Raw genomic sequence first — 23,377 nt, forward strand, 5'->3', positions numbered from 1 at the left:
GCATTTATCTAAGCATCTCTCTTTTCAAGTGTAAAAGTAAAGGTGGTTCCCAGGCCCAATTCTGATTGTATAGAGATATAGCCACCCGCATTTTCTATTATCTTTCTTACGGTTGGCAAACCAATGCCCGAACCTTTTACGCCAAACCTATCCTTCTTAGATACCGTTTTGAACAGGTCAAATATAATGGCCTGGTCGTCTTTAGAAATGCCTATGCCATTGTCCTTAAGGGTAAATTTATAATACTCTTCGTCTTCAAAGCATCTGATTTCAATGACTATTGGATCCTTGTCGTTATAGCGGATACTGTTATTGAGTAAATTCAGAAATATTTGCTCCAGCTGGGTTCGGTTAAAAATGATCTCCTTATGAGGGCATCTTACATCTAGAACAAAGCCCTTTTCAGAGGTGACAATAGATTTGATATTATCAAAAAACTGATCTAGTTGTATCTTATGATATTCAGCAACATTATTTTCGTTTTGATAATACTGTAAAATGCCTTCCACCATAGATTTTATCTTCCTGGCAGAGGTGTTGCTGATATTGATAAGTTCATTGGCGGCTTCTGGTAAATTCTTGCTGTGACCATCAGCCAATAATTCGTTACTCAATAAAATGCTTGTAAGTGGCGATTTAATGTCATGAGATACCACCATGGCAAAGTTCTCCAGATCCTTATTTCTAGCCTCTAAGTGTGTTTTTAAGAGCTTGAGCTCTTTATTAGACTGCCTAAGTTCAAGCAGGTGCATCACATTCTTAGAAAGCATTTTAAGTGCACTCTTCTGATCATCAGTGAGTTGCCTCACCTTAGTATCGATAACGCAAACAGTACCTAAACCGTGACCGTTATTGGCTACCAGAGGTACGCCGGCATAAAAAACTATATCAGGTTTGCCTGTAACTAAAGGATTGTCTTTAAATCGGTCATCCTCCCTGGAGTCTTCAATTATAAAGATATCATTAGGGTGGTTAATAGCATGCGAGCAGAAGGAATGAGCCCTTGGTGTTTCATGAGCATCTAACCCTCTTTTAGATTTAAACCATTGTCTATGCTCATCTACAAATGAGATAAGCGCAATTGGTGTACCGCAAATAGCTGATGCCAGGAAAGTGATATCATCATAATCACTTTCACTTAGCGTATCCAGTATATTATAATTTCTTAAAGTCTCTAACCTTAGCCTTTCCTTATCAAGATTCATCCTTATTATTAAAGTCCAACGAGCTTGCAATTTTATGCAAAATGGTAGCGATTTCAAAATACAAATTTCATCCAAATTGCTGTGAGGAGGGCTAATTTGGCTAATATTAGCAAAGAAATAGCATTATAGATATAACGGATTTTTATTGCTCATGAAAAAAGGAATTAGAGCATGATACTCCATGTATTAAATTGATTTTGGCTCAAAATATAATATGCTTTTATGTGAGTGCTTTGAAAAAATAGAACAGAAGGGTTAATAATAAAATTGAAGGTTACAATAGTGATTGAAATAATATTAAAATTAAACTTTTTGCATTTTTTTGATATAAAATAACCACCATAGGTTGACTACAGCAAGGAGGGATCACTAATTACTTGTAATAGGCTTTATCATTTTTTAAAAATCAACGGCGTGAAATCAATAATCTTATCCATTTCTTTGGCTTTAGTGGCCTGCGTAAGTGCCAATGCTCAGTATCATTTAAGGCTAAAATTCGAGTATTTTGATAAAGATGGCAATGTTCGGCCCGCGATGGAAGGTCGTGAAACGCTATTTCAAGATTACTACATTGTAGAGGGAAGAACCAAATCCGTTTTTGATCAGGGATTTGTAGTAATTACAGATTGCAGTGAGCCCAAGTACAAGAAAGTGATGTATAAGAATGGTGAAAAACAGCCTGATACTGATAAAAAGGCCTTGGAAAGTCGTAAGCTCATTAGCTCGAAGAAGTTGAAAGATACTGAAGTAGTGATGGGATATACATGTCAGTCAGTGAAACATAAATTTGCTGATGGCTCAGTACTGACCTCTTTTTATTCCGATCAAGTGGCGGTTGATCCAGAGCTTTATAATCATAAAGATCATGAAGAGTATGAGTTATTAAAAGATAAGAAAGGAGGGCTGGATCTGAAGTTTATTGTGGAGCAGGAGGGAAGGTCTAAAGTTGTAGCTACCACTGTACTTATAGAGAAAATTGAATACAAGCCGGAAGATTTCGATATGAAGAAATTCCTCAAATCTCATCTGGATGAAAACCAACAGCTATTTACCCAATTGCTTTCTGATTTTAAGTCTAAATACAAATTTGAAGCATTACCAGATGATTTTATAGCCAAGGGAGTGATCTCACAGGGTGAAATCTCTTTTCCAGTAGATCTCAAGGTTAAAAATCCTAATATGATGCTGATGAAAATGGATTTTGGTGCGGCTAGCTTTTTAACAGGTAGTAATGGTAATATGACATGGCAATACAATCCTGTTGATCAAAAAGTGAATGTTACAGATAAAGGTATAGAAGGTTATGATTTCTTAGGTCAGTTTCTTCCTAATTTGACCAAAGACTGGAATGAGTTATCCATAAACTCTTTCATAGATATTGATAGTGCTTATAGAGTGGTGTTTCGCAAGGTTAAGAATAGTAGCAGTTCTGTCTGTTATTTTAATAAAGAAAGCCTATTAATAAGTAAAAAGTTTGATGAAGGCTCATACTATATGTATGCAGACTACAAAGAATTTAATAACTACCCAGCTCCAACAAAATACCAACAGTATTTCTATGGTGAAGAACGGGCAATACTCAATGCTACTTTTGATCAATTTGAATTCAATAGACAGATTGATAATGAGGTGTTTGAAATACCTGAAAATTTAAAGGATAAGGTGGTGGGTGATAAGGCCACGAAGCTGGTGAAATCTGGAAAAAATGCCATTGATTATTTTAATGAGGCAGAAGCTTTGGCTGATAAAGATAATTATAAAGAGGCCATACCATTGTACAAACAGGCTATTCAGCTCAATAATAACATTGCGACTTATCACAATCAGCTAGGGCTGGCATTGCTAGAAACGGAAGATTATTATGGAGCAGTGGCCGAGTTTAGCAGAGCGTTAGAAATAGACCCTGTATTAGCTGTGGCCAAAAATAATCTAGGGTATGCTAAAATGCACTTCGGAGACTTTAAAGCGGCCATTGTAGATATCAATGAAGCAATCAGGCTCGATGGTGAAAATGCCAGCTTCTATTCAAACCGTGCTAATTGCTACTTGAATTTTGATGAATATGACTCTGCATTACTCGACTATAAAATGGTGATTCAATTGGATTCCACTACATTTTTTGGTTATTACAACCTGGCAATGTCATATTATCATCTTGAGAATTACGACAGTGCTATCATGAATTTTGATAAGTCAGAACGGGCAAAATTGTATGCACCAGGGGACTTATTTAATTATAGAGGTATCTGTAATTACAATCTAGAGAATTATGAAGGTGCGGTGGCAGATTTTCAAAAAGCTACAAAATCTGATGAACCGGAATTGATGTATTTCAGTAATCTGGGCCAGACTTATTCAGAGATTGGGGATTCGAAGAAAGCCATAGTAGCCTATAACGAGGCTATTAAAATGGATTCTACTTATGCAGAAGGCCATAATCTAATAGGGTTAGAATATTATAATCAAGAACTTTATAATGAGGCTATTAACTCATTTAACGAGGCCATTGCAATCAATGGAAAAGAGGCTGTATACTACGATAATAGAGCCAGAGCTAAGAGTGAAAAGATGGATTATGTAGGAGCCATTGAGGATCTGTCACATTCCATTAATCTTTATCCGGATGACGCTAGTATTTACTACTTAAGAGGGCTTACCAAACAACATATCAATGAGAAATTTGATGCGTGTTTAGATTTTAAAAAGGCCTCTGAAATGGGATTAGACGAGGCCTCTGATACTATGAATGACTATTGTTTGTCAGGCGGTTGATTAAATTACGCCTTCTTTACAAATTCAGACTTTAGTGCCATAGCACCAAAACCATCAACTTTGCAGTCTATATTATGATCTCCATCTACCAGACGGATGTTTTTTACTTTAGTACCAGCTTTGATAGGTTTTGGGGCGCCCTTTACAGGTAAGTCCTTAGCTATCACTACGTCATCACCATCTTGCAGAGTATTTCCGTTGGCGTCTTTTACTACAGGACCAGCAGCCTCTGCAGCCACATCTTCAGGGTTCCACTCATGGCCACATTCTGGGCACATCATTAATACTCCGGTAGAATAGCCGTAAGGCGAACTACATTCAGGACAAGTTTGTGTTTCAGACATTGCTTTTGTGATTTAAGACGCAAATTTAAATTAATTATTGGGACTGTAAGCGAATTCTACTAGAAAGCGCATTAAAATCAATGTTAGCCAAAGTGTAGTTCGTAAAAATTATAATTTATATATCTTATTTTAAATTATGGGATTACCTTTTGGCCATTTTTTATATTCAGGGTTTCTATGCGTCAAATTATTTGAAAAATCTTGCCGCATTTTATTTTACCTTATAAAAATTTACAAATGAATTTTAAAAAAGTAATCGTAATGCTTTTGTGTGCAAGCCTATTTGTAGCTTGTTCAGATGATGAAGAAGATTTACAGTTAAATAGTGAAATTGAAGGGACATGGAACATGACGGATGTAAGCTACTCAGGAGTCTCGACAACATCAGGGTCTGGAATAACAGTTATTACCACTTATGATGGTAAAGCATACGATCTAGATTACACTGTGGAATTTACCTCAAGTCCAAACAAGATTTTTGTTGATGGTGATTACAATATAAATCTGAAATATACTGTTAGCAGTTCTATAACTGGAGAGATGTCTTATGAACAGAATTTTTCAGGTTATAGCTTCTCAAATGAAGGTGCTTGGGAAATTGAGGGTGATAAACTAATTATAACAGATTCAAATGGTGAGGAACAGGAATATACGATCCTAGAAAAATCTGCCAATAAATTTGTTTTTACCACGGAGCTTAATATTACTACTGGTGGTGGTGGTGCCTCTGATTTGGTAGGACAGTTTACATTAGAGAGATAAATAAACTTTTGATATAACGGAGCCCTACAAATATTTGTGGGGCTCTTAATTATTTAAGATCAGCTCAAATGCTTCTTAAAAAACTCAATAGTTCTGCCCCAGGCTAACTTGGCCGCTTCATCATCATACCGTGGGGTAGTGTCGTTATGAAATCCGTGATTGGCATTGGGGTAGATATGTGCTTCGTAGTCCTTGTCATTCTCTTTCAAAGCCTTCTCATAATCAGGCCATCCTGCATTTACTCTTTCATCCAGCTCCCCAAAATGTAGCAGCAGGGGTGCTTGAATGTTTGGTACTTCTTCCAGAGGAGGTTGACCACCATAAAATGGAACAGCTGCTTTCAACTCTGAAACTTTTACTGCCATCATATTGCTGACCCAACCGCCAAAACAAAAGCCTACAACTCCGACATTGCCACTACATTCATCATTATTTTTTAGATAATTGAATGCGGCTATGAAGTCATTGAGCATCTCATTCTTATCACGTTTACTTTGCAATGCTCGGCCATCATCATCATTACCAGGATAGCCGCCCAGTGGTGTAAGTGCATCTGGAGAAATGGTAATAAATCCCTCTTTGGCAGCTCTTCGGCCTACATCTGCAATGTGTGGGTTAAGCCCTCTATTTTCATGTACCACCACTATACCCGGGAGCTTTCCTTTAGCATTTTTGGGTCGGGAAAGTTGGGCTTTTATAGCTCCGCCACCATCTGGAGATTGATAAGTGATAGTTTCAGTTTCCAGTGCTGGGTCATCTGCTTTGATTACAATATTGTCGCTATAATTCGGCATGATAAAACTCATCAGAGATGCCACTGTAAGTCCACCTACGGCATAAGTAGAGAGTTTCTCTATGAATTCACGTCGCTCCATTTTATTGTGGGCGTAGGCATCATAAAGTTTGAATACCTCCGGGTCAATGCTATTCTTATCAATCTTTTTCATGGTTTAGGGGATTAGTTGCTTATAGAAATATGAGTAATAGCGCCATTATTAAACCTGCCAATGTAAAGTACATTCCTTTCTTAAAAACACTGGTTTTAGGCATGAACATCCAGAAAGAAGAAAGTACAAAAAAGAATAACGATACGCCAAAGAAAATATTCAAAAAGGCTAAAGGTCTACTGCTGGTCGCTTTATGTAAATGAGTCATTTTTTCAAGTACAAAAGGCAATTCTTTTTGGGTATAAGTGGCTGTATGGTTTTTTAGATTATACGATCCATCTCTAAAGTAGGCTGTATCACCTTCAACTTTTTCTACATTAAATCTTCTCATTCCTAATGCTTCACCCAGATTTTCCAGGGTAGTGTCTTCAGGAAGTACTTTGGTAATAGTAGTTACCTTCTTAAAAGTATCTTTGTCTCTGAAGATTAAAACAATACCGCTAATAGCATATACAGCCATAATTCCCGCCAGGAAAAACCCCAAATAGCGGTGATAAATTCTCATTTTCATGTTCATTGCAATCACAAATGTTTAATTGAGCTGGAAAGATAATATTGCCTAAGGAATTGTGGAAGGTAAAATTGATGGGAGGTTAAGATGAATGCCACTATTTCATAACTAAGGTTAAGCTCTGGAATATTCGGGTGTATGTTTTGAAAAACGAAATTTATGTAATACATTTGTAATACAAATTTTTAAGGTTATGATCAATGTTAGAGTAAATAAGGAGTTGGAAGAGAAGCTGAATCAATATAGTCAGCAAAAAAATCTATCTAAATCATCCATAGTGAAAGAAGCATTGGCTCAGTACTTCAAAAAAGAAGAAATGAATCAAACTCCATATGAGCTAGGCGCAGATCTATTTGGTCTGGAGGGAAATGGTGATGCTAATGCTTCTTCGGATTATAAAAAGGCTCTAAAACAAAAATTAAATGAGAAGCATACTCATTGATGCTGGCCCATTAATTGGCCTTTTTAACAAAAGCGATAAATACCATTTCAAAGCACTCCATTTCATTCAGGAATTCAAAGGACAGCTATGGACTACCTGGCCAGTGATCACTGAAGTATCTCACATGCTCGATTTTAGTACAAAGGTACAACAGGCATTTCTCCAATGGATACAAAGAGGCGGATTGAAGGTTTATTCTCTGGAAGCTGAGCACCTAATCAGAATTATAGAACTGACTGAAAAGTTTAACGATGTCCCCATGGATCTGGCAGATGCCTCACTGGTAGTTACAGCCGAGAGCACCGGATTCAATGAGATCGCCAGTATTGACGGTGATTTTTATATCTATCGGGATATTAGGAATAAGTATTTGACTAATGTTTTTATGTGATATTGGTGAGACAGCTTATGCCTTATTGGTGCTAACACTCCCAACTCTAAACTAATCAGGCTAAACATATTTCGTGAAAGTTCCTTATCTTAACTATTGAAAAAGGTTCTCGATTGATTGACCGTGGTAAAGTCACTGAAAAAATTAATTAATACCACTTTTGCAGCTTCACCCGAATGTATACTTGCCATATGCATCCTGACCGAATAAATGAAGTCGTTGCGTTAGAAGAAAAATAGTGGCGTGATGTGTTTTATATCCACCCCGGCCTTCGGCCACCCCTCCTTTTTAAGGATGGGATCAATTGGGGGCAAGTGAATAAGAATTAGATTAAGATGAAAAAAGAGCAACTGTATAATAAACCGGAGCTCAAGGAATTTAGAAAAAACCTGAGAACTAATGGTACGGCAGCAGAAGCTACTTTGTGGAAGGTGCTGAAAAATAAACAGCTAGAGGGAAGAAAATTTAGGAGGCAATATAGTGTGGGAAATTACATCCTAGATTTTTACTGCACTTCTGAGAGACTCTGTATAGAGCTTGATGGCGCGGATCACTTTACTGTAAGTGGGTATGAATATGACAAAGAGCGCACCGCATATCTCAATAGTCATAACATTCGTGTTATCCGTTTCGAAAACAAAGAAGTTTTTGATCATCTTGATGCTCTATTAGAAGAAATCAAACGTAATTTCAACCGCTTATCTGATCCTCCCTTTGAAAAGAGAGGTGTCGGGTAGAACGGAGGGATTGAATCCTGACTCACATAAGCCGTCTACCTGTTTTTGTCCATTGGTTTCCCAAAAATCTATTCAGTCCACTGTACAGAAGTAATTTTATTCTGTTTCGATATGCTGAGCCATAATTCAAGTTCAATTGATTAAGTAACTAATCAAGAATGTTTACCAAAGCTCACTAGACATATGTTCTAAAAAACCCTTCTTCTATTTAAATGTTAAAACATTAATAATTGAATTGAAACAAACAGGAAGATGAAAAAAGTATTAATTATAGGAGCTAACGGTAAAATCGGGAAGATCTTGGTGAGCAAGATGAAGGACGGGGAGGATTTTACTCCGGTGGCTATGATAAGAAAGGAAGAGCAGAAAGATTATTTTAACAATTTGAACGTAGAAACTGTGCTGGAAAGCCTGGAGGGTGAAGTAAAACCTTTATCCGAGGCTATGAAGGGTATGGATGCAGTTGTCTTCAGTGCCGGATCTGGAGGTAATACAGGGCAGGATAAAACACTAACGGTTGATCTAGATGGAGCCGTGAAAACCATGGAAGCAGCCAAACAAGCTGGTGTGAGTAGATATGTGATTGTGAGTGCATTAGGAACTGATGACAGAACTTTTTGGGAGAAAAGTGGCATAAAACCATATTATGTGGCCAAACACTTTGCAGACAAGACTTTAAAATCAATCGGGCTGGATTATACTATTGTAAGGCCCGGCAGACTACTTGATGAGGAGGGAAATGGAAAGATTACCACTGTTGAACCTGCTTCGAAGGAAAGTGTGCCTCGTGAAGACGTGGCAACCGTAATTTATGAGTCTCTTTTAAATGATAGCACTATTGGCAAAATCATTGAGTTCAATCAGGGAGATACAGATATTAAGAATGCTGTAGCCAGTATTTAAATAAAAAAGAATAAGCCGATCATTAGATCGGCTTATTCTTTTTTATACTCTCTCTATCTCAAAGCCTACCTTCTTCACAGCCTGCATCACATCTGCTTCTGATGCTTTTGCGCTGTCTACAGTTAATATTTTATCGGGGTTATCCAGGTCTACTTCCCAGTGGTCAATGCCCTCGGTTTGATTAAGACTTGGGGTGACGCGGCTTAAACATCCATCGCAGTTTATATTGGTTTTGAATTTCATGGTTTCCATATCTGTCAATTTTATAATTTAATACTATTTAATCTTAAACTGTTCAGCACTACTGATACTGAACTAAAAGCCATGGCTGCTCCGGCAATCATAGGGTCTAATAAAAATCCATTAATAGGGTAGAGCAGACCAGCGGCAATGGGAATACCGATCAGGTTATAGATAAACGCCCAGAATAGGTTTTGCCTAATCCCTTTTACGGTTTTATGTGATAGTTTGAAGGCTTTTGGAATGTACTCCAGATCAGAGGTGATCAAAGTCATTTTAGCTACGTCCATGGCTATATCTGATCCGTGCCCCATGGCTATGCTCACGTCTGCCTGGGCTAGTGCCTGGGAGTCGTTAATGCCATCGCCTACCATGGCTACTATTTTCCCTTTTTGCTGGAGCTCTTTTACAAAGTCAGCTTTGTCGGATGGCAATACCTCTGCTTTGAAGTCTGTAACACCCACCTGATTAGCCACGGCCTGTGCCGTTTGCTGGTTGTCTCCAGTGAGCATGAACACTTCTACGCCCATTTCCTTTAGTTTTTTAATAGCAGAAGCAGAACTCTCCTTAATCTGATCAGAAATAGTGATAACGGCTAGCAGTTGCTGCTCATCAGTAAAGAAAATGACCGTCTTCGCTTCATTTTGCCATTGATCAATAGAAGTTTGTAGTGATGAATCTAAAGAAATGCTCAATTCCTTCATCAAACGCTGGCTTCCAACATAATATGTTTGTCCGCTGTCACTCTTTGCTTTTACACCTTTTCCCGTGATACTTTCAAACTCAGTAATTATAGAAGATTTCACTTGAGCATCTTTCAAATAATTAACCACAGCACTCGCCAAAGGATGCCCTGACTGTGATTCGATGGCTAATAAGACGGATTTTTGAGTTTCATCCAGCCACCTAATATCGGCAACTGTAGGCTTGCCTTGAGTAATAGTGCCTGTCTTGTCCAAGATCACAGTATCTACCTTATGAGCCATTTCCAGACTTTCTGCATCTTTGATCAGTATGTTGTTTTGAGCGCCTTTGCCCACGCCAACCATAATGGCTGTAGGTGTTGCAAGACCTAACGCACAAGGACAGGCGATAACCAGAACCGCGATAGAAGTAAGCAGCGCATGGGTAAAAGCATCTTGCTGACCTAAGATCATCCAGGTGATAAATGTGACAATGGAAATAGCAATGATGACCGGAACAAATATGCCGGCGATTTTATCAGTGAGCTTTTGAACAGGCGCTTTGCTGCCTTGGGCTTCCTGCACCATTTTTATGATCTGAGAAAGCAGGGTTTCTCTGCCTACTTTTTCCGCGGTAAACTGGAAGCTGCCTTTTTGATTTACAGTACCTGCAAACACTTTCTCACCTTTTTCCTTAGCTACAGGTACAGGTTCACCAGTAATCATGCTTTCATCTACATAGGAATGTCCACTTGTTACAGAACCATCTACCGCTATTTTATCCCCTGGCTTAACGATCAAGGTGTATCCAGTTTTAACCTCAGCTATAGAAATCTCTTGTTCAGAACCGTTAATAATAGCCATAACAGTTTTAGGTTGTAAGCCCATCAACTTTTTAATGGCCGTTGAAGTGTTTGATTTAGCTCTTTCTTCTAATAATTTTCCTAAAGAAATGAAGGTGATAATCACCACGGCAGCCTCATAATAAACATGAGGTGGTATGCCATGCCTAAGCCAAAATTCAGGAAAGAAGGTATTGAAAACACTAAAGGCAAAGGCAATACCAGTACTCAGTGCAACCAAGGTATCCATATTGGCTTTTCCATGTCTTGCCTGCTTAAAGGCATTGATGAAAAAGCTTCGTCCGAAATAAAATAAAACCGGAATAGTAAGCGCTAAGGATACATATTTTCCGGGCTCCCAATCCATGAAGAACATGCCAATTACCACAATAGGAATAGTAAATAGAGCAGACCAGATGAGTCTGAATTTTACTTGATGATAATGTCTTTGTTGTACTTCTTCCTGGGCCTCTTCTGGGTCTTCTGCATCAATAATCAGGTCGTAGCCCACACCCTGCAAGGCTTCTTTTAAGTTGGCACTGGGTACTTTTTCATCATACTCTACCAAAACAGAATTAGAAGCCAGGTTAACGCTGGCGTTTTTAACACCCTCAGTATGAGATAGTATAGATTCCACACTCGAAGCGCATGAAGCACAGGTCATGCCTTCTACTGGAAAGGTCTCTTTTTTTGTTTTATGATCTAATGTCAATGTTTCCGTGACTTCTTTTTTTAAACTTATGCTACAAAGATCAACAGATCAAGGAGGAAATGTATTATAGTATTTTGTGTTGGTGTTATGATATTTTGTTTGAGGTTGATGTCTGTGACGGTTTTAGTTAATTAATTCAGTATTCATAACTCTGAATGTTTCCTCGACGGTAGTAGAGGTCTATTTATTAAGTAGCTGAGCATAGTATTGAGCTTCTAACCACATAGATTTCTCCTGCTGTCGAAATGACCCAATGGTGATGGATGATAAGTACTCTCAATCCCGCCTTCGTTGTGTGTTATCACCAACGAAACTGCTCACGTTGGGCTAACTTCTTTCATTTTTCATAGCTCGGTTACTTTACTTTTTTGCAATCGACCAAAAAAGTAACAAAAAAGTCTTTCTTGCTGCAAGGTCTTCCGAGAGCTGGATTATTTCATAGATCATAGCTGCCACTAGGGACTTGAGATAAACCTGTTTTTCAATTTTCTTGCATCTCACGACTGGGCAGCAAGAGATTTTCCGAACGGTTTTAGTTTGGTCTTTCTAATTTTGAATGTTTTCTCGAAGGTAGGAGAGGTCTGTTTATTGAGTAGCTCAGCATAGGCTTGAGCTTCTAACTTCAAAGATTTCTCCTGCTGTCGAAATGACAAGAAGCTGAGTAATCTCCGTGGCTTTTAATCACCTCATCCCCAGCCCTTCTCCTCAAGGAGAAGGGGGTAAAGTCCTCTCCTTGAGGAGAGGGTTGCGTGAGGTGAGATCCTAAATCCCATCTAAACTCTTATGTCCGGGCTTATGCATTTGCTTGAAGGCGGTGGGGGTCATGCCGGTTTCTTTTTTGAATTGGGTAGAGAGGTAGGCCACGCTGCTGTAGTTCATTTTGAAGGCTATCTCTGATAAGGAAAGCTCATCATAAAATAGGTATTCTTTTACTTTTTCAATCTTTTGTCGGGCGATGAATTTTTCAATAGTAATGCCTTCCACTGATGAAAAAAGGCGACTGAGGTGGGAGTATTCATGATGCAGTTGCTCAGAAAGGTAGGTGGAAAAGTTTTCTTGTAAGGCTACTTTGTTATGATGTATTTGGTTGATGATCAGGCTTTTGATTTGGGAAATGAGGCTCGATTTTCCTGGTTCCAAGAGTTCAAAGCCCACTTGCTCAAGTTTAACCTTTAGTTTCTCTTTATCACTTTCAGTAATCTCCTTCTCTAAATCTACCTGCCCCAACTGAATTTTTTGCACTTGCAGTTGCATGTCTTGCAGTACATTTTCCACCGCCACAATGCATCGTGGACAAACCATATTTTTTATATAAAGTGTTGATGCCATTTTTTTATAAACGAGTTAACAACGTAACAGGTTTACTATCAATTAGTAAATAGATTTAGCGAGCTAAAAATAAAGAAAAAGTCAAAAATTAATGATTTCAAACTGGTGAGGTTTTCCTTTAATTTATCTCTTTTAAATGTAGCCTTATTTTGGCAGGAAATATGAAATCGATTTCGGAATCTAAAGCCTTCTCATAAGCTACGTAATGATAGTCTGAAAAAGACTAAATGTATCACTTTAACTATGTAATGCGAAGATAATCTTAACCTATAAACCTATTCTCATGATAAAAAAATGTACTACTTATTGGAAATCGGTATTGTTGCTGATTTTCATTTCAACCATATGGAGCATACCTTCCATGGCTCAGATCAGCTGGCCAGAGGATCAGCTGCTGCCGTCTTTTCCTGCACCTGAGCAGACTCAGGACTTAATTATTTTACGTGAATCTTCATCGCAATGGCAGGCTGAGGGCGGCGATACCCAGCATGATACAGGAAGAAATGATGGTGATGGCTGGCTATGTCAGACAGGGATAGATGCCGCTAATGAATACATGGTCATCAGCCCTTCTTACCAATTGTTTGAAGGGCCGAACGTGGCAGAATTTAGAATCAAGGTGGATAATATCACTGCTAATAATGATCCTATAGCCACTTTGGAAGTATACGACGTTACGCTGGGTGAAGTAATAAAGGACTCAACTATTACCAGAATGCAATTTCCGCAGGCAGGTATTTATGCCAACTTTACTATGCCATTTTATTGGGATAATGGAGGCAGCGACTTAAAGCTTAGAGTATTTTGGGAAGGAACCTCTTATACAAAAGTAGACTGGGTATCATTACAGCAAAATCAATCATCAGCAGAGATGTATTTATTTGCCTCGTTGAAAGGAGTTGTTAATAAAACCAAGCCGCGAATTTTTTCCTACGAAGGAGATGCTTTTGCTGAAGGGAGATACACCTGGTTGCAGTCATTGGAGTTAGATTACAATGAAATTGACAACAATTGGGATCTCATTGATAAGTATAAAGAGGAAATAGATGGTCTTATTGTTTATGATCCAGCTCAAATACATACCGTGAATTTAGCCACTACATTGGCTGAAGATCAAAATGCCATTATTGCCTCTCCTGGCCTGTTATCTAAACTAACTTCTGAGCCATATAATTTTCCCATACTCACAGATTTAAGAGGACAATTTAACAGTAAACTAGAGGTTTATCAGGAGTTATATGACACTTATTGGCCTAATATGGATCATAGAGTGCTGGTAGGCTTGAGTCCTAATTTTCATAAGGCATCTTTAAGAGAATATGCGTCAGCGCTGGGTATGGCAGTGATTTGGTTAGACCCTAAGGTCTCTGGTGAGAGTGAGCTATTGAATGATTTTCTTGCTTCAATGCCGGATGAAGCTAATTATATGGGCTGGTGGCCTGAAGAAGGCCCTGGTGTTGAAAGAGGGTCTTTGTATGGTATTTCTACCATTGCCAGTGATTATGCCACTAACCTGACCATGCATAGCGGTTTTGATAGAGAAATAAGAAAGAAGCCGATGCCTGTAAAGCCTGAGTTGGAGAATAAGATTTATGTGGCTTTTATTTTGAGCGATGGTGATAATCTGCAGTTTGTAGAGCACCTGATGCGTAAGTTATGGAATAACCCCGACCGTGGCCGAGTGCCGATTGGATGGACTTTATCACCAGCTATGGTCGATGCTATGCCTGGTGCTTTAAATTATTACTGGGATAGCTCTACTGAAAATGATAACCTCATTTCTGGTCCTTCGGGCTATGGCTATACGTATCCTAATTACTGGACTGATCTTGAAGATTTACAGCAGTTTGCGGCTCGAACCGACGAATATAATAACAAAGCTGGGTTTAACGTAACTACAGTTTGGAATACTATAGTGGGCGGTATCAGTCAGCAGTCTGGAGATGCCTATGCTGAATATGCGCCGTCTTTACTTGGACTAACCGCTCAAAACACGGGTGGCGGACTTACTGTATATAAAAATACGCTACCAGGAATGGCGCTGGCCTGTAATTACTGTACTAATGAGCAGGCTATGAAGGATCATATCAACGGAGGAAGTCAGAATTGGGATGGTAACTCACCGAGATTCTTAATTATTCAGGCACAGCCATGGCAGGGAGTTACACCAACCAGCTTTAAAAACGTAGCGAATTCTCTGGGTGACAACTATAAAGTGGTTCGTCCAGATCATATATTTCACTTGATCAGAGAGGCAAATGGCTTACCCATCGATCCCATAAATGATCCGGTGGCGCATGTTTACACTGACTGTGATTATGCAGGAGACGAAATTCCATTGCCAATAGGTAGTTACACTGCGGCACAATTACAAAACCTGGGAGTTGGCTCTGATGAGATTTCTTCTTTAAAGTTGAACACAGGCTATGAAATGGAGCTTTATGAAGATGATGATTTTGGAGGAAACTCTATCATTGTGAAGTCAGATAATAGTTGTCTTAATAGTGAAAATTGGGATAATAAAGCCACTTCTCTAAAGGTGCGGGGTCTCACGGGAAACGGTGATGGCCTTGTCGGTGAATATTATAATGGCATGAACTTCCAAAATTATGTAGGCTCCAGAGTGGATCCGGAAATTAACTTTAACTGGGGTGGAGGCTCACCTATGGAAGGTGTAGGTATTGATACGGCCTCTATTCGCTGGACGGGATTTATAGAGCCACATTATTCTGAAACCTATACGTTTTATCTCACCAGTGATAATGGTAGAAGACTTTGGGTAAATGACTCACTGGTAATAGATAAGTGGTTAGATGACTGGGATATTACTTACACTGGACAAATTGCCTTACAAGCCGGTGAACAATATGATATTAAAATTGAATATTTTGAAAACTATGGTGGGGCCAATATCAAGTTTGAATGGTCCAGTGATTCACAGATTCGTCAGATAGTGCCACAGTCGCAATTATATACCGAAGAGACGGTAGACCCTGATCCTGAACCAGAGCCAGAAACACCAACTGGTATAGAAAGCCTGAATCAAAATTCATTTTTACCATACCCTAATCCAGCCGATGAAACTCTGAATATTAAAGGATTAAAGCATGATGCGGAGCTTCAGATTTATAATAGGTTGGGCGCAAGTGTAATGCAAGTGCAAGGAACTTCGGTCCCGGTTGGAGATCTCATGCCTGGACTATATATGCTGAAACTCACGGTAGATGGGCAGGAGTTCACTTACAGGTTTATTAAGCAATGATTTAGTTTTATTTATACGTGTGAACGGCCATCCTGGAGAAGATCTGGGATGGCTTTTTTCATTTAGGGCATCACAATTAATTTCAAAAAAATCTGATCACTTCTGTAGTTTCCTTGTTAGGAAAATAAAAAGACTAACCAATGGAAAATATAAAAGGAAAAGTAGTGGTGATCACTGGTGCTAGCAGTGGTTTTGGAAAGATAACGGCGGAATACTTATCGGAAAAAGGAGCTGTCGTGGCACTAGGGGCCCGCAGCACAGATAAAATAGAGAAGTTAGCTAAGGAGATCAATGATAAAGGAGGAAAGGCCATAGCTGTTACTACAGATGTAACGGATAAGGATCAGGTAAAGAAGTTGGTAGATAAAGCGGTAAGTGAATTTGGAAAGATTGACGTTCTCTTAAATAATGCCGGAATTATGCCTCTTTCACCATTAGAATATCTCAAAATTGATGATTGGGACAGCTGTATTGATATCAATATCAAAGGTGTGCTGTATGGTATAGCAGCAGCCCTACCGCATATGAAAGAAAGGAAATCAGGGCAGATCCTTAGCGTGGCGTCTGTAGCTGGACATACCATCAATCCGGGTGGAGCGGTTTATTCAGCTACCAAGTATTCGGTGAGGGTAATTTCTGAAGCCCTAAGAAAAGAGGTGAAACCTTACAATATAAGAACAGGCGTAATAAGCCCGGGAGCTGTTGATACTGGTCTGCCAGATAGCGTTACAGCTGATGATGTAGCTGAAAACATCAAGAAATTCTATTCTGAAAATGCCATTTCAGCAGATTCATTTGCGCATGCGGTGGCTTATATGATCAGCCAGCCGGAAGATGTAGATATCAATGAGGTACTTTATAGGCCGACGAAGCAAAAGTTATAAGCTTTAAACCAAGCAGATTTAGAGGTTGTAGTGAAGTGGTTATTTTCTGCTTTGTTGCAACCTTTTTTTATTCAACATTTTAAAGGTAAGAACCAATTATTTTAACCGTAGAAACAGTAATCCTGAGTGTTCATCAACTAATACGTGATATTCATAACTAATTGTTTGATAATTGTAAGGGCTTGCCTTTCATTACTCGTATATTTAGTTAGAGAAATTCTTTAATTGAAGTTGAAACAACATTTAGGGGATTGCAGTTAGTATAAAAAGTGCTATTGGATGAGGTGGAAGAAGGGTGTAGAGGGGAAAATGGTAGCCCAATAATTAATCTAAATCAAAATTTCATGAGATTATCCTCAAAAAAGGCAGCAAGAACATTTCGTTTGCAGATGTTGCTGGTCCTGTCTATTATCTGTTTTGTGGCTACTGCTTTAACTGTTACCGAAAAGCCTTCAGATGTGGAAACATATCGTGAGAAGCTGGGTAAAAAGAAAGACAGCATAGCCTCAGTAAAAGCTTTCAATAAAGTGTATCAGGTGCTTATGCACCCTCGTTGTATGAACTGTCATCCATCTGGAGATGTTCCTTTACAAGGAAACGACAGCCATATACATACCATGCTCCCTCAGCGCGGTGAAGATGGCAAAGGATTGTATGCTATGCAATGTTCTAACTGTCATCACAGTAAGAGCGTACCGGGTGAAAATACACCACCTGCTAACCCTAACTGGCATTTACCTCCAGCAGATATGAAAATGGTTTTTGAAGGTAAGTCGGCGCATGAGTTAGCAAAACAATTAGTGAACCCGGATCTTAATGGTCACAAGTCTATGGAAGACCTGATAGAGCACGCCAATGATACGCTGGTAAAAACTGGCTGGGCCATGGGTGGAAACAGGATGCCACCGCCATTAACTTACGAAGAGTGGAAGAGCGAATGGCTAAAATGGATTAAAACGGGTGCTTATGCTCCTGCAGAATAATATATCAAACAAGATTTTAAGTAACTTATAAAATATTAAATCTATCAACTATGGCATTATACAACATAAAAGTAAATGGTAGCCAGCATCAGGTGGATGTAGACCCAGACACCCCTTTATTATGGGTGCTACGTGATACTCTGGACTTGGTAGGGACGAAATTCGGATGTGGCGTCGCTCAATGTGGTGCTTGCACAGTACATATGGATGGTAATGCTGTAAGAGCTTGCTCTATGCCTATAGCAGTGGTGGGAGATAAGGAGATCACCACTATTGAAGGGTTATCCAAAGATGGAGATCACCCAGTGCAAAAAGCGTGGTTGGACCATGATGTGCCTCAGTGTGGTTATTGCCAGGCAGGACAGATCATGAGTGCCGCATCATTATTAGCTCAAAATTCTAACCCTTCTGATGCAGAGATAAGAAGAGCTATGAACGGTAACATCTGCCGTTGTGGTACTTATACCAGAATAAACAGAGCAATTAAATCAGCAGCTAAAGAAATGTAATATGGCTAAAATTAAAACACATTTTAATAGAAGATCTTTCTTAAAGGTGGCCACAGCCAGTGGAGCAGGACTTATGCTGCAGTTTAGCTGGATGCCGTCACTTGCCGGAAAGAAAACTAAAGAAGAAATAGACGGAGTATTCAGATTTAATGGATTCATAAAAATCGCCACTAATGGTGATGTAACCATATTTTCTCCAAACCCAGAGATAGGCCAGAATGTAAAAACCTCCATGCCTATGATTGTAGCAGAAGAGCTGGATGTAGATTGGAAAAAGGTAATGGTGGAGCAGGCTCCTCTAAATACTGACCTATACACTCGCCAGATAGCTGGTGGTAGTCAAAGTATCAGACAGGGCTGGAAAGGCTTGAGAATGGCTGGAGCTACAGCTAAGCAGATGCTTAAAGAAGCCGCAGCAAAAGAGTGGGGAGTGCCAGTGAAGGAGATCTCCTCAAGCATGAGCAAACTATCTCATGCTAAAAGTGGTAAGTCTGCCGGATATGGTGAAATGGCTTCAGCGGCCTCTGAAATCAAGGTGCCAGAAGAGGTAGACTTGAAGGATGTTAAGGATTTTAAAATTATCAAATCATCTACCCTTAATGTAGATGGTCAGAATATAGTTACTGGTAAGCCACTCTTTGGTTTAGATTATAAGGAGGATGGAATGCTGATCGCCATGACCATTCACCCACCGGCTTTTGGTTTGAAGCTCAAAGACTTTGATAAGAGCAAAGCGTTAGCAATGCCAGGTATTACTGATGTCTTCACTATTAATCTTTACAAAGATGATTATCTGCAAGGGCCATTTGATATTACTGCCTTTCCGGAATTGATAGTAGTGGTGGGTAATTCCACCTGGCAGGTGATGAAAGCTAAAAAGGCGATCGAGGCTGAATGGGAAAAGTTTGATACTTATGAAGTTACCTCCAAAGGATTTGGCGGCAATAAGGAAACTCGTAAGGTGCCTGCAGGCCTGGAAAACTCTACAGAGCACCAGAATAGCCTAAGGGAGATGGGTTTTAAATCGGCAAAGGAAGCACGTAAAGACGGTGACCCTGAAGCGGTATTTAAAACGGCAGCTAAAGTAATAGAGAGAAGCTATACGGCGCCATTCCTGGCTCACAGTACTATGGAGCCGATGAACTTCTTTGCCAATGTAACGGCAGATAAGGCGGACTTGGTAGGGCCTATACAGACTCCTGAGTTTATGGAGAAAACAGTATCTGAAAGATTAGGGCTCCCGCTAGAGAAAATTGATATTCAGATGACTCGTATGGGTGGTGGTTTTGGTAGAAGGCTTTACGGCCACTTCCTGGTGGAGGCAGCTGTCATTTCACAAAAGCTGCAAAAGCCGGTAAAGCTGATCTATAATAGAGAAGATGATATGACTTTCGGTATTTATCGTCCGGCATATCATGCTTATTATAAAGCGGCATTAGATGAAAATAATAATCTGGTAGCCTTCCAGGTTAGAGCCGGAGGTATACCAGAAAGCCCACTATTTGCTAATCGTTTTCCTGCCGGAGCGGTGGATAACTATTTGGCTGAACAATGGGACACACCAACCAATATTACCATCGGAGCCTTCAGAGCACCAAGATCTAACTTTATGGGTGGTGTGGAGCAGGCTTTCCTTGATGAAGTAGCTGAAGCAGCCGGAAAAGATCCTATAGAATTTAGATTGGAGCTGCTGGAAAGAGCAAAGAATAAGCCTGTAGGTAAGAACAATGACTATGATGCAGCCCGCTATGCTGGTGTATTAGAGCTGGTTAGAGATAAAGCTGGCTGGAAGAAGGGTGATACTTCTAAAAACAGAGGAGTAGCCGCTTATTACTGCCATAACAGCTACGTAGCCAATGTGGTAGACGTAGTTATGGAAGATGATGCACCAATCATTGAAAAGGTTTACTGTTCTGTAGATTGCGGTATCGTGGTCAACCCAATAGCTGCATCTAATATGATGGAAGGTGGCACAGTGGACGGTCTGGGACATGCCATGTATAGCGCCATTACCTTCAAAGATGGTAAGCCAGAGCAAAAGAACTTTGATAAGTATAAACTGATCAGAAATTATAATGCACCAAGAGATGTGCAGGTTGATTTTGTGAAAAACAATATTGATCCTACAGGATTAGGCGAGCCGCCATTTCCACCGGCTATAGGTGCATTGGCCAATGCACTTTATAAAGCCACTGGCAAGCGGTATTACAATCAGCCATTTATGGAGGCTGAGCAAGAGCTGATCATGTAAAATAAAAAAGGCTTACTCAAAAGTTTACTTTTGAGTAAGCCTTTTTTAAACTATTCTATTCTCCAGCCGACTTTTCAAGGGTTTGAAGAAAGGCTTCCACCGGTTGTGCTCCTGATATTCCATATTTCCTGTTGAAAACAAAGAAAGGGACGCCTCTTAATCCTAATTGTGCACCTTCCTGAATATCTTGCTTCACCTGATAAGCATATTCATCATTATTTAAAGCTTCTAATACCTGTTCTTCAGATAGACCAACCTCTTTACCAAGGCCAACCAACACTTCAGTTTCCCCCAGGTTTTTTCCTTCAGTAAAGTAAGATTTAAACATTAATTCTTCCATATCATCACCTAAGCCCTGTTTTTTAGCTAATTGTATCAAACGATGTGCTTTAAAAGAATTGGCCACTTTGGCTATGTCAAAATTGTAATCTAATCCTACTTCTTTGGCCATAGCCACCACATTCTCATGCATCTGACTGGATTGATCGTAGCTTATTCCCTTGGCATCTGCCAAATATTGATATACATTTCCTTCAAAATTGAGGTCCTCGGGAATGCTCGGATCCAGCTGGTAACTTCTCCATTCTATTTCAATAGCATCACCATGCTCAAATTGAGCTAAAGCAGCTTCAAATTTTCTCTTACCTATATAACAGAAGGGGCACATAATGTCGCTCCAGATCTCCACTTTCACTTTTTTATCTAATGTGCTTGTACTCATATCTATTTGTTTGCTTTGTTTATTCTTACTAGCCCTTAATGCTGGGGCTAATGATAGTAAACGGAGTTCAGAGCTCCGGGTTTAGCGGTAATCATCTTATAAAAAGATAAAATATGAATCTGCAGGTTGATAGAAAAAGATCACAATAACTTAATAAACTTACATCTCTCAGAATGGGTAACTCGGCTAGCTTTGTAATAACCTTGAGAGAAGTTTCACATGGCAAACAACACTAAGCAATCACAATTTAAGCGCCTATATGATCTACACTGGCACCACGTGTTCGCTTACGTGTATAACATCATTTCAGATCAGGCACAGGCAGAAGATATCGTTCAGGAAATATTCATTGACGTTTGGAATCGCTTCGATCATCTTGATTTGAAAACTCCTAAAGCTTATCTTCTTCAGGCTGCGAGATACCAGTGTGCTAAGCATTTCAAAAAGAATAAGTTTACACATGTGCAGTTAGACACTGTCATGGATATACTCAACCATTATAATATAGATCTTACCAGAGAAAAGACAGAAGAGCTTGTGAGTGAGATAGCTAATAAGGCTGATGTCTTGCTGCCAGCCAAATGCAAGCAAGTCTTTGAACTCCGATTTTATCATCAGTATAACAACAGAGAAATAGCAGAAGAGCTAGGCCTCTCTGTGAGCACGGTTGAAAATCAGCTGAATAAGGCACTGAAATTATTACGTTTTTCAGTGAATCAGCAGGCCAGTGTGGTTTTAGTAGCTACCACAGTAGGTGTGGCCCTCGTATAGCGGCTTATTACCTTAATGTTTCCTTTCTATTAATGTAAAATTCCCATTTCCGGGTAGAGATTATCTGTTAGTTAAATGTGATTTAGCGCGTAGGTGCAAACAGCAATGAAGGTACTATGTCATTGAAACGATGAATAAAAGTACTTTCAATGGAAGATAAAATAAGAGAGTTTTTTGCCAAATATGCCGCGGGTAAGGCAGAGGAAAAGGAGCAGAAAGCTATCGATGAGTTTTTTAATCAATCTCAAAAAGACGGGCTGTCTTCGGACAAGGTCTATCAGGATGAAATGTTGAAGGCAAGACTGAGTAAAAGCGTCTTTCAACAAACAATTTATAAGGAGAGATCGAAAAGACGTGCTATGCTGGTGGCTGCAGTTGGGGCGCTCGCTATCGTAGCCAATGTTGCTATATTCTTTCTGAACCGAACGCCTGATATGACTCAGGTCATCTCTCATAATGGGGAACAGCTCAAAGTTTTGCTTCCAGATTCCAGTGCTGTGTATCTAAATTCTGGAAGCACCCTTTCCTATGTGCAGGATATGGCTAGTGAAGAGGAGCGTGTGATTCATCTTATGGGAGAAGCTTATTTTGAAGTAAAACGTAATCCTTCCAAGCCATTTATAGTAAAAAGTGAGCACATGAATACCCGTGTGCTGGGTACTCGCTTTGTGGTATCTGATTATGCCGGCGAAGGTCCGTCTGTGACTGTGCGGTCTGGTAAGGTGGGCGTTGATAATCTCAATACCTCAGAAGGCGTGATTCTCACAAAAGATCAACGAGTTTATTATCAAAATAATAAAACCATTACAGCCTCAGTAAATGCGAAAGACTACTACAGCTGGAAAGATGGGAAAATAGTGTTTGATCAGGCTGATCTAAACCAGGTGGTAAGCACTCTGAATAGAAGGTTTAGTAAGGTGAAAATCCATTTGTCAAACCCAGCAGATCAGCAGCTCTTAATTACCGGAAGCTACTATGATGATAACATTGAAAGCGTACTTCGAAGCTTAAGCTTCATATATGGAGTGCAATATTCTATTGAGTCTAACGGACAGATATATCTCAAAATAAATGATTAACCAGATCCCAAAAAGAATTGCCTATGTAGCAAAGAATTACCAGAAAAAAAGAGCTCGAAATCAAGGCCAGTCGATTTCGAGCGAGTCAAATCTTATT

The 23,377-nt window shown here is 39.4% G+C and carries 21 protein-coding genes; 13 read left to right on the forward strand and 8 right to left on the reverse strand.

The window, feature by feature from the left end; all coding sequences use genetic code 11:
* Positions 1-8: 8 nt before the first annotated feature.
* Positions 9-1,205 (reverse strand): GAF domain-containing sensor histidine kinase, encoded by a 1,197-nt coding sequence (locus LVD16_RS12360; protein WP_233774255.1) that lies wholly within the window; start codon positions 1,203-1,205, stop codon positions 9-11.
* Positions 1,206-1,619: 414 nt separating this feature from the next.
* On the opposite strand from LVD16_RS12360, the gene LVD16_RS12365 reads away from it, so the two are divergent.
* Positions 1,620-3,977, forward strand: coding sequence for a tetratricopeptide repeat protein (locus tag LVD16_RS12365; RefSeq protein WP_233774256.1), 2,358 nt, complete (start codon positions 1,620-1,622; stop codon positions 3,975-3,977).
* Between the two features lie 5 nt (positions 3,978-3,982).
* Here LVD16_RS12365 and LVD16_RS12370 read toward each other — a convergent pair whose 3' ends face one another.
* Positions 3,983-4,321, reverse strand: a complete 339-nt coding sequence (locus LVD16_RS12370; protein ID WP_233774257.1) for a zinc ribbon domain-containing protein YjdM — start codon at positions 4,319-4,321, stop codon at positions 3,983-3,985.
* A 237-nt stretch (positions 4,322-4,558) separates the two neighbouring features.
* Between LVD16_RS12370 and LVD16_RS12375 the strand changes: the two genes are divergently transcribed.
* The gene (locus LVD16_RS12375; protein ID WP_233774258.1) at positions 4,559-5,083 is read left to right on the forward strand and encodes a lipocalin family protein; all 525 of its coding nucleotides are present in this window, start codon (positions 4,559-4,561) and stop codon (positions 5,081-5,083) included.
* A gap of 59 nt (positions 5,084-5,142) precedes the next feature.
* Here LVD16_RS12375 and LVD16_RS12380 read toward each other — a convergent pair whose 3' ends face one another.
* Together LVD16_RS12380 and LVD16_RS12385 are read right to left on the reverse strand one after the other, a co-directional pair.
* Entirely contained in the window at positions 5,143-6,030 is an 888-nt protein-coding gene (locus LVD16_RS12380) for a dienelactone hydrolase family protein (protein ID WP_233774259.1), read from the reverse strand.
* 19 nt (positions 6,031-6,049) lie between these two features.
* Complete coding sequence (locus LVD16_RS12385) at positions 6,050-6,541, reverse strand: hypothetical protein (RefSeq protein ID WP_233774260.1); 492 nt, start codon at positions 6,539-6,541, stop codon at positions 6,050-6,052.
* 193 nt (positions 6,542-6,734) lie between these two features.
* On the opposite strand from LVD16_RS12385, the gene LVD16_RS12390 reads away from it, so the two are divergent.
* The 4 genes from LVD16_RS12390 (at position 6,735) to LVD16_RS12405 (ending at position 9,014) form a co-directional block, all read left to right on the forward strand.
* Positions 6,735-6,983 carry a YlcI/YnfO family protein gene (locus LVD16_RS12390; protein WP_233774261.1) on the forward strand — a complete coding sequence of 83 codons (249 nt, stop codon included), beginning with the start codon at positions 6,735-6,737 and terminating at the stop codon, positions 6,981-6,983.
* On the forward strand, positions 6,964-7,374 hold the full coding sequence (locus tag LVD16_RS12395; protein WP_233774262.1) for a type II toxin-antitoxin system VapC family toxin: 411 nt from the start codon (positions 6,964-6,966) through the stop codon (positions 7,372-7,374). Before LVD16_RS12390 ends, LVD16_RS12395 begins: the two co-directional genes overlap by 20 nt.
* Before the next feature lie 335 nt (positions 7,375-7,709).
* Positions 7,710-8,111: an endonuclease domain-containing protein gene (locus LVD16_RS12400; protein WP_233774263.1), complete on the forward strand. Its 402-nt coding sequence runs from the start codon at positions 7,710-7,712 to the stop codon at positions 8,109-8,111.
* A gap of 252 nt (positions 8,112-8,363) precedes the next feature.
* Positions 8,364-9,014, forward strand: a complete 651-nt coding sequence (locus LVD16_RS12405) for an SDR family oxidoreductase (protein WP_233774264.1) — start codon at positions 8,364-8,366, stop codon at positions 9,012-9,014.
* Positions 9,015-9,056: 42 nt separating this feature from the next.
* Here LVD16_RS12405 and LVD16_RS12410 read toward each other — a convergent pair whose 3' ends face one another.
* The 3 genes from LVD16_RS12410 to LVD16_RS12420 form a co-directional block, all read right to left on the reverse strand.
* A complete protein-coding gene (locus LVD16_RS12410) occupies positions 9,057-9,266 on the reverse strand; it encodes a heavy-metal-associated domain-containing protein (RefSeq protein WP_233774265.1) in 210 nt (69 codons plus the stop codon).
* 11 nt (positions 9,267-9,277) lie between these two features.
* Positions 9,278-11,491, reverse strand: coding sequence for a heavy metal translocating P-type ATPase (locus tag LVD16_RS12415; protein ID WP_255697930.1), 2,214 nt, complete (start codon positions 11,489-11,491; stop codon positions 9,278-9,280).
* A gap of 762 nt (positions 11,492-12,253) precedes the next feature.
* Positions 12,254-12,820 carry a helix-turn-helix domain-containing protein gene (locus LVD16_RS12420; protein WP_233774266.1) on the reverse strand — a complete coding sequence of 189 codons (567 nt, stop codon included), beginning with the start codon at positions 12,818-12,820 and terminating at the stop codon, positions 12,254-12,256.
* Between the two features lie 283 nt (positions 12,821-13,103).
* Between LVD16_RS12420 and LVD16_RS12425 the strand changes: the two genes are divergently transcribed.
* The 5 genes from LVD16_RS12425 (at position 13,104) to LVD16_RS12445 (ending at position 20,709) form a co-directional block, all read left to right on the forward strand.
* Positions 13,104-16,082 (forward strand): PA14 domain-containing protein, encoded by a 2,979-nt coding sequence (locus tag LVD16_RS12425; protein WP_233774267.1) that lies wholly within the window; start codon positions 13,104-13,106, stop codon positions 16,080-16,082.
* A 140-nt stretch (positions 16,083-16,222) separates the two neighbouring features.
* Complete coding sequence (locus tag LVD16_RS12430) at positions 16,223-16,966, forward strand: SDR family oxidoreductase (protein ID WP_233774268.1); 744 nt, start codon at positions 16,223-16,225, stop codon at positions 16,964-16,966.
* Between the two features lie 344 nt (positions 16,967-17,310).
* On the forward strand, positions 17,311-17,949 hold the full coding sequence (locus LVD16_RS12435; RefSeq protein WP_233774269.1) for a cytochrome c family protein: 639 nt from the start codon (positions 17,311-17,313) through the stop codon (positions 17,947-17,949).
* Positions 17,950-17,999: 50 nt separating this feature from the next.
* The gene (locus LVD16_RS12440) at positions 18,000-18,458 is read left to right on the forward strand and encodes a (2Fe-2S)-binding protein (RefSeq protein WP_233774270.1); all 459 of its coding nucleotides are present in this window, start codon (positions 18,000-18,002) and stop codon (positions 18,456-18,458) included.
* 1 nt (position 18,459) lies between these two features.
* Positions 18,460-20,709 (forward strand): xanthine dehydrogenase family protein molybdopterin-binding subunit, encoded by a 2,250-nt coding sequence (locus tag LVD16_RS12445; RefSeq protein WP_233774271.1) that lies wholly within the window; start codon positions 18,460-18,462, stop codon positions 20,707-20,709.
* 55 nt (positions 20,710-20,764) lie between these two features.
* Here the strand turns inward: LVD16_RS12445 and LVD16_RS12450 are convergent, their stop codons facing one another.
* Positions 20,765-21,430 (reverse strand): DsbA family oxidoreductase, encoded by a 666-nt coding sequence (locus LVD16_RS12450; protein WP_233774272.1) that lies wholly within the window; start codon positions 21,428-21,430, stop codon positions 20,765-20,767.
* 219 nt (positions 21,431-21,649) lie between these two features.
* On the opposite strand from LVD16_RS12450, the gene LVD16_RS12455 reads away from it, so the two are divergent.
* The gene (locus LVD16_RS12455) at positions 21,650-22,201 is read left to right on the forward strand and encodes an RNA polymerase sigma factor (protein WP_233774273.1); all 552 of its coding nucleotides are present in this window, start codon (positions 21,650-21,652) and stop codon (positions 22,199-22,201) included.
* A 149-nt stretch (positions 22,202-22,350) separates the two neighbouring features.
* The gene (locus tag LVD16_RS12460) at positions 22,351-23,280 is read left to right on the forward strand and encodes a FecR family protein (protein WP_233774274.1); all 930 of its coding nucleotides are present in this window, start codon (positions 22,351-22,353) and stop codon (positions 23,278-23,280) included.
* Positions 23,281-23,377: the final 97 nt, after the last annotated feature.

This window comes from Fulvivirga ligni (assembly GCF_021389935.1).
Classification (GTDB): Bacteria; Bacteroidota; Bacteroidia; order Cytophagales; family Cyclobacteriaceae; genus Fulvivirga; species Fulvivirga ligni.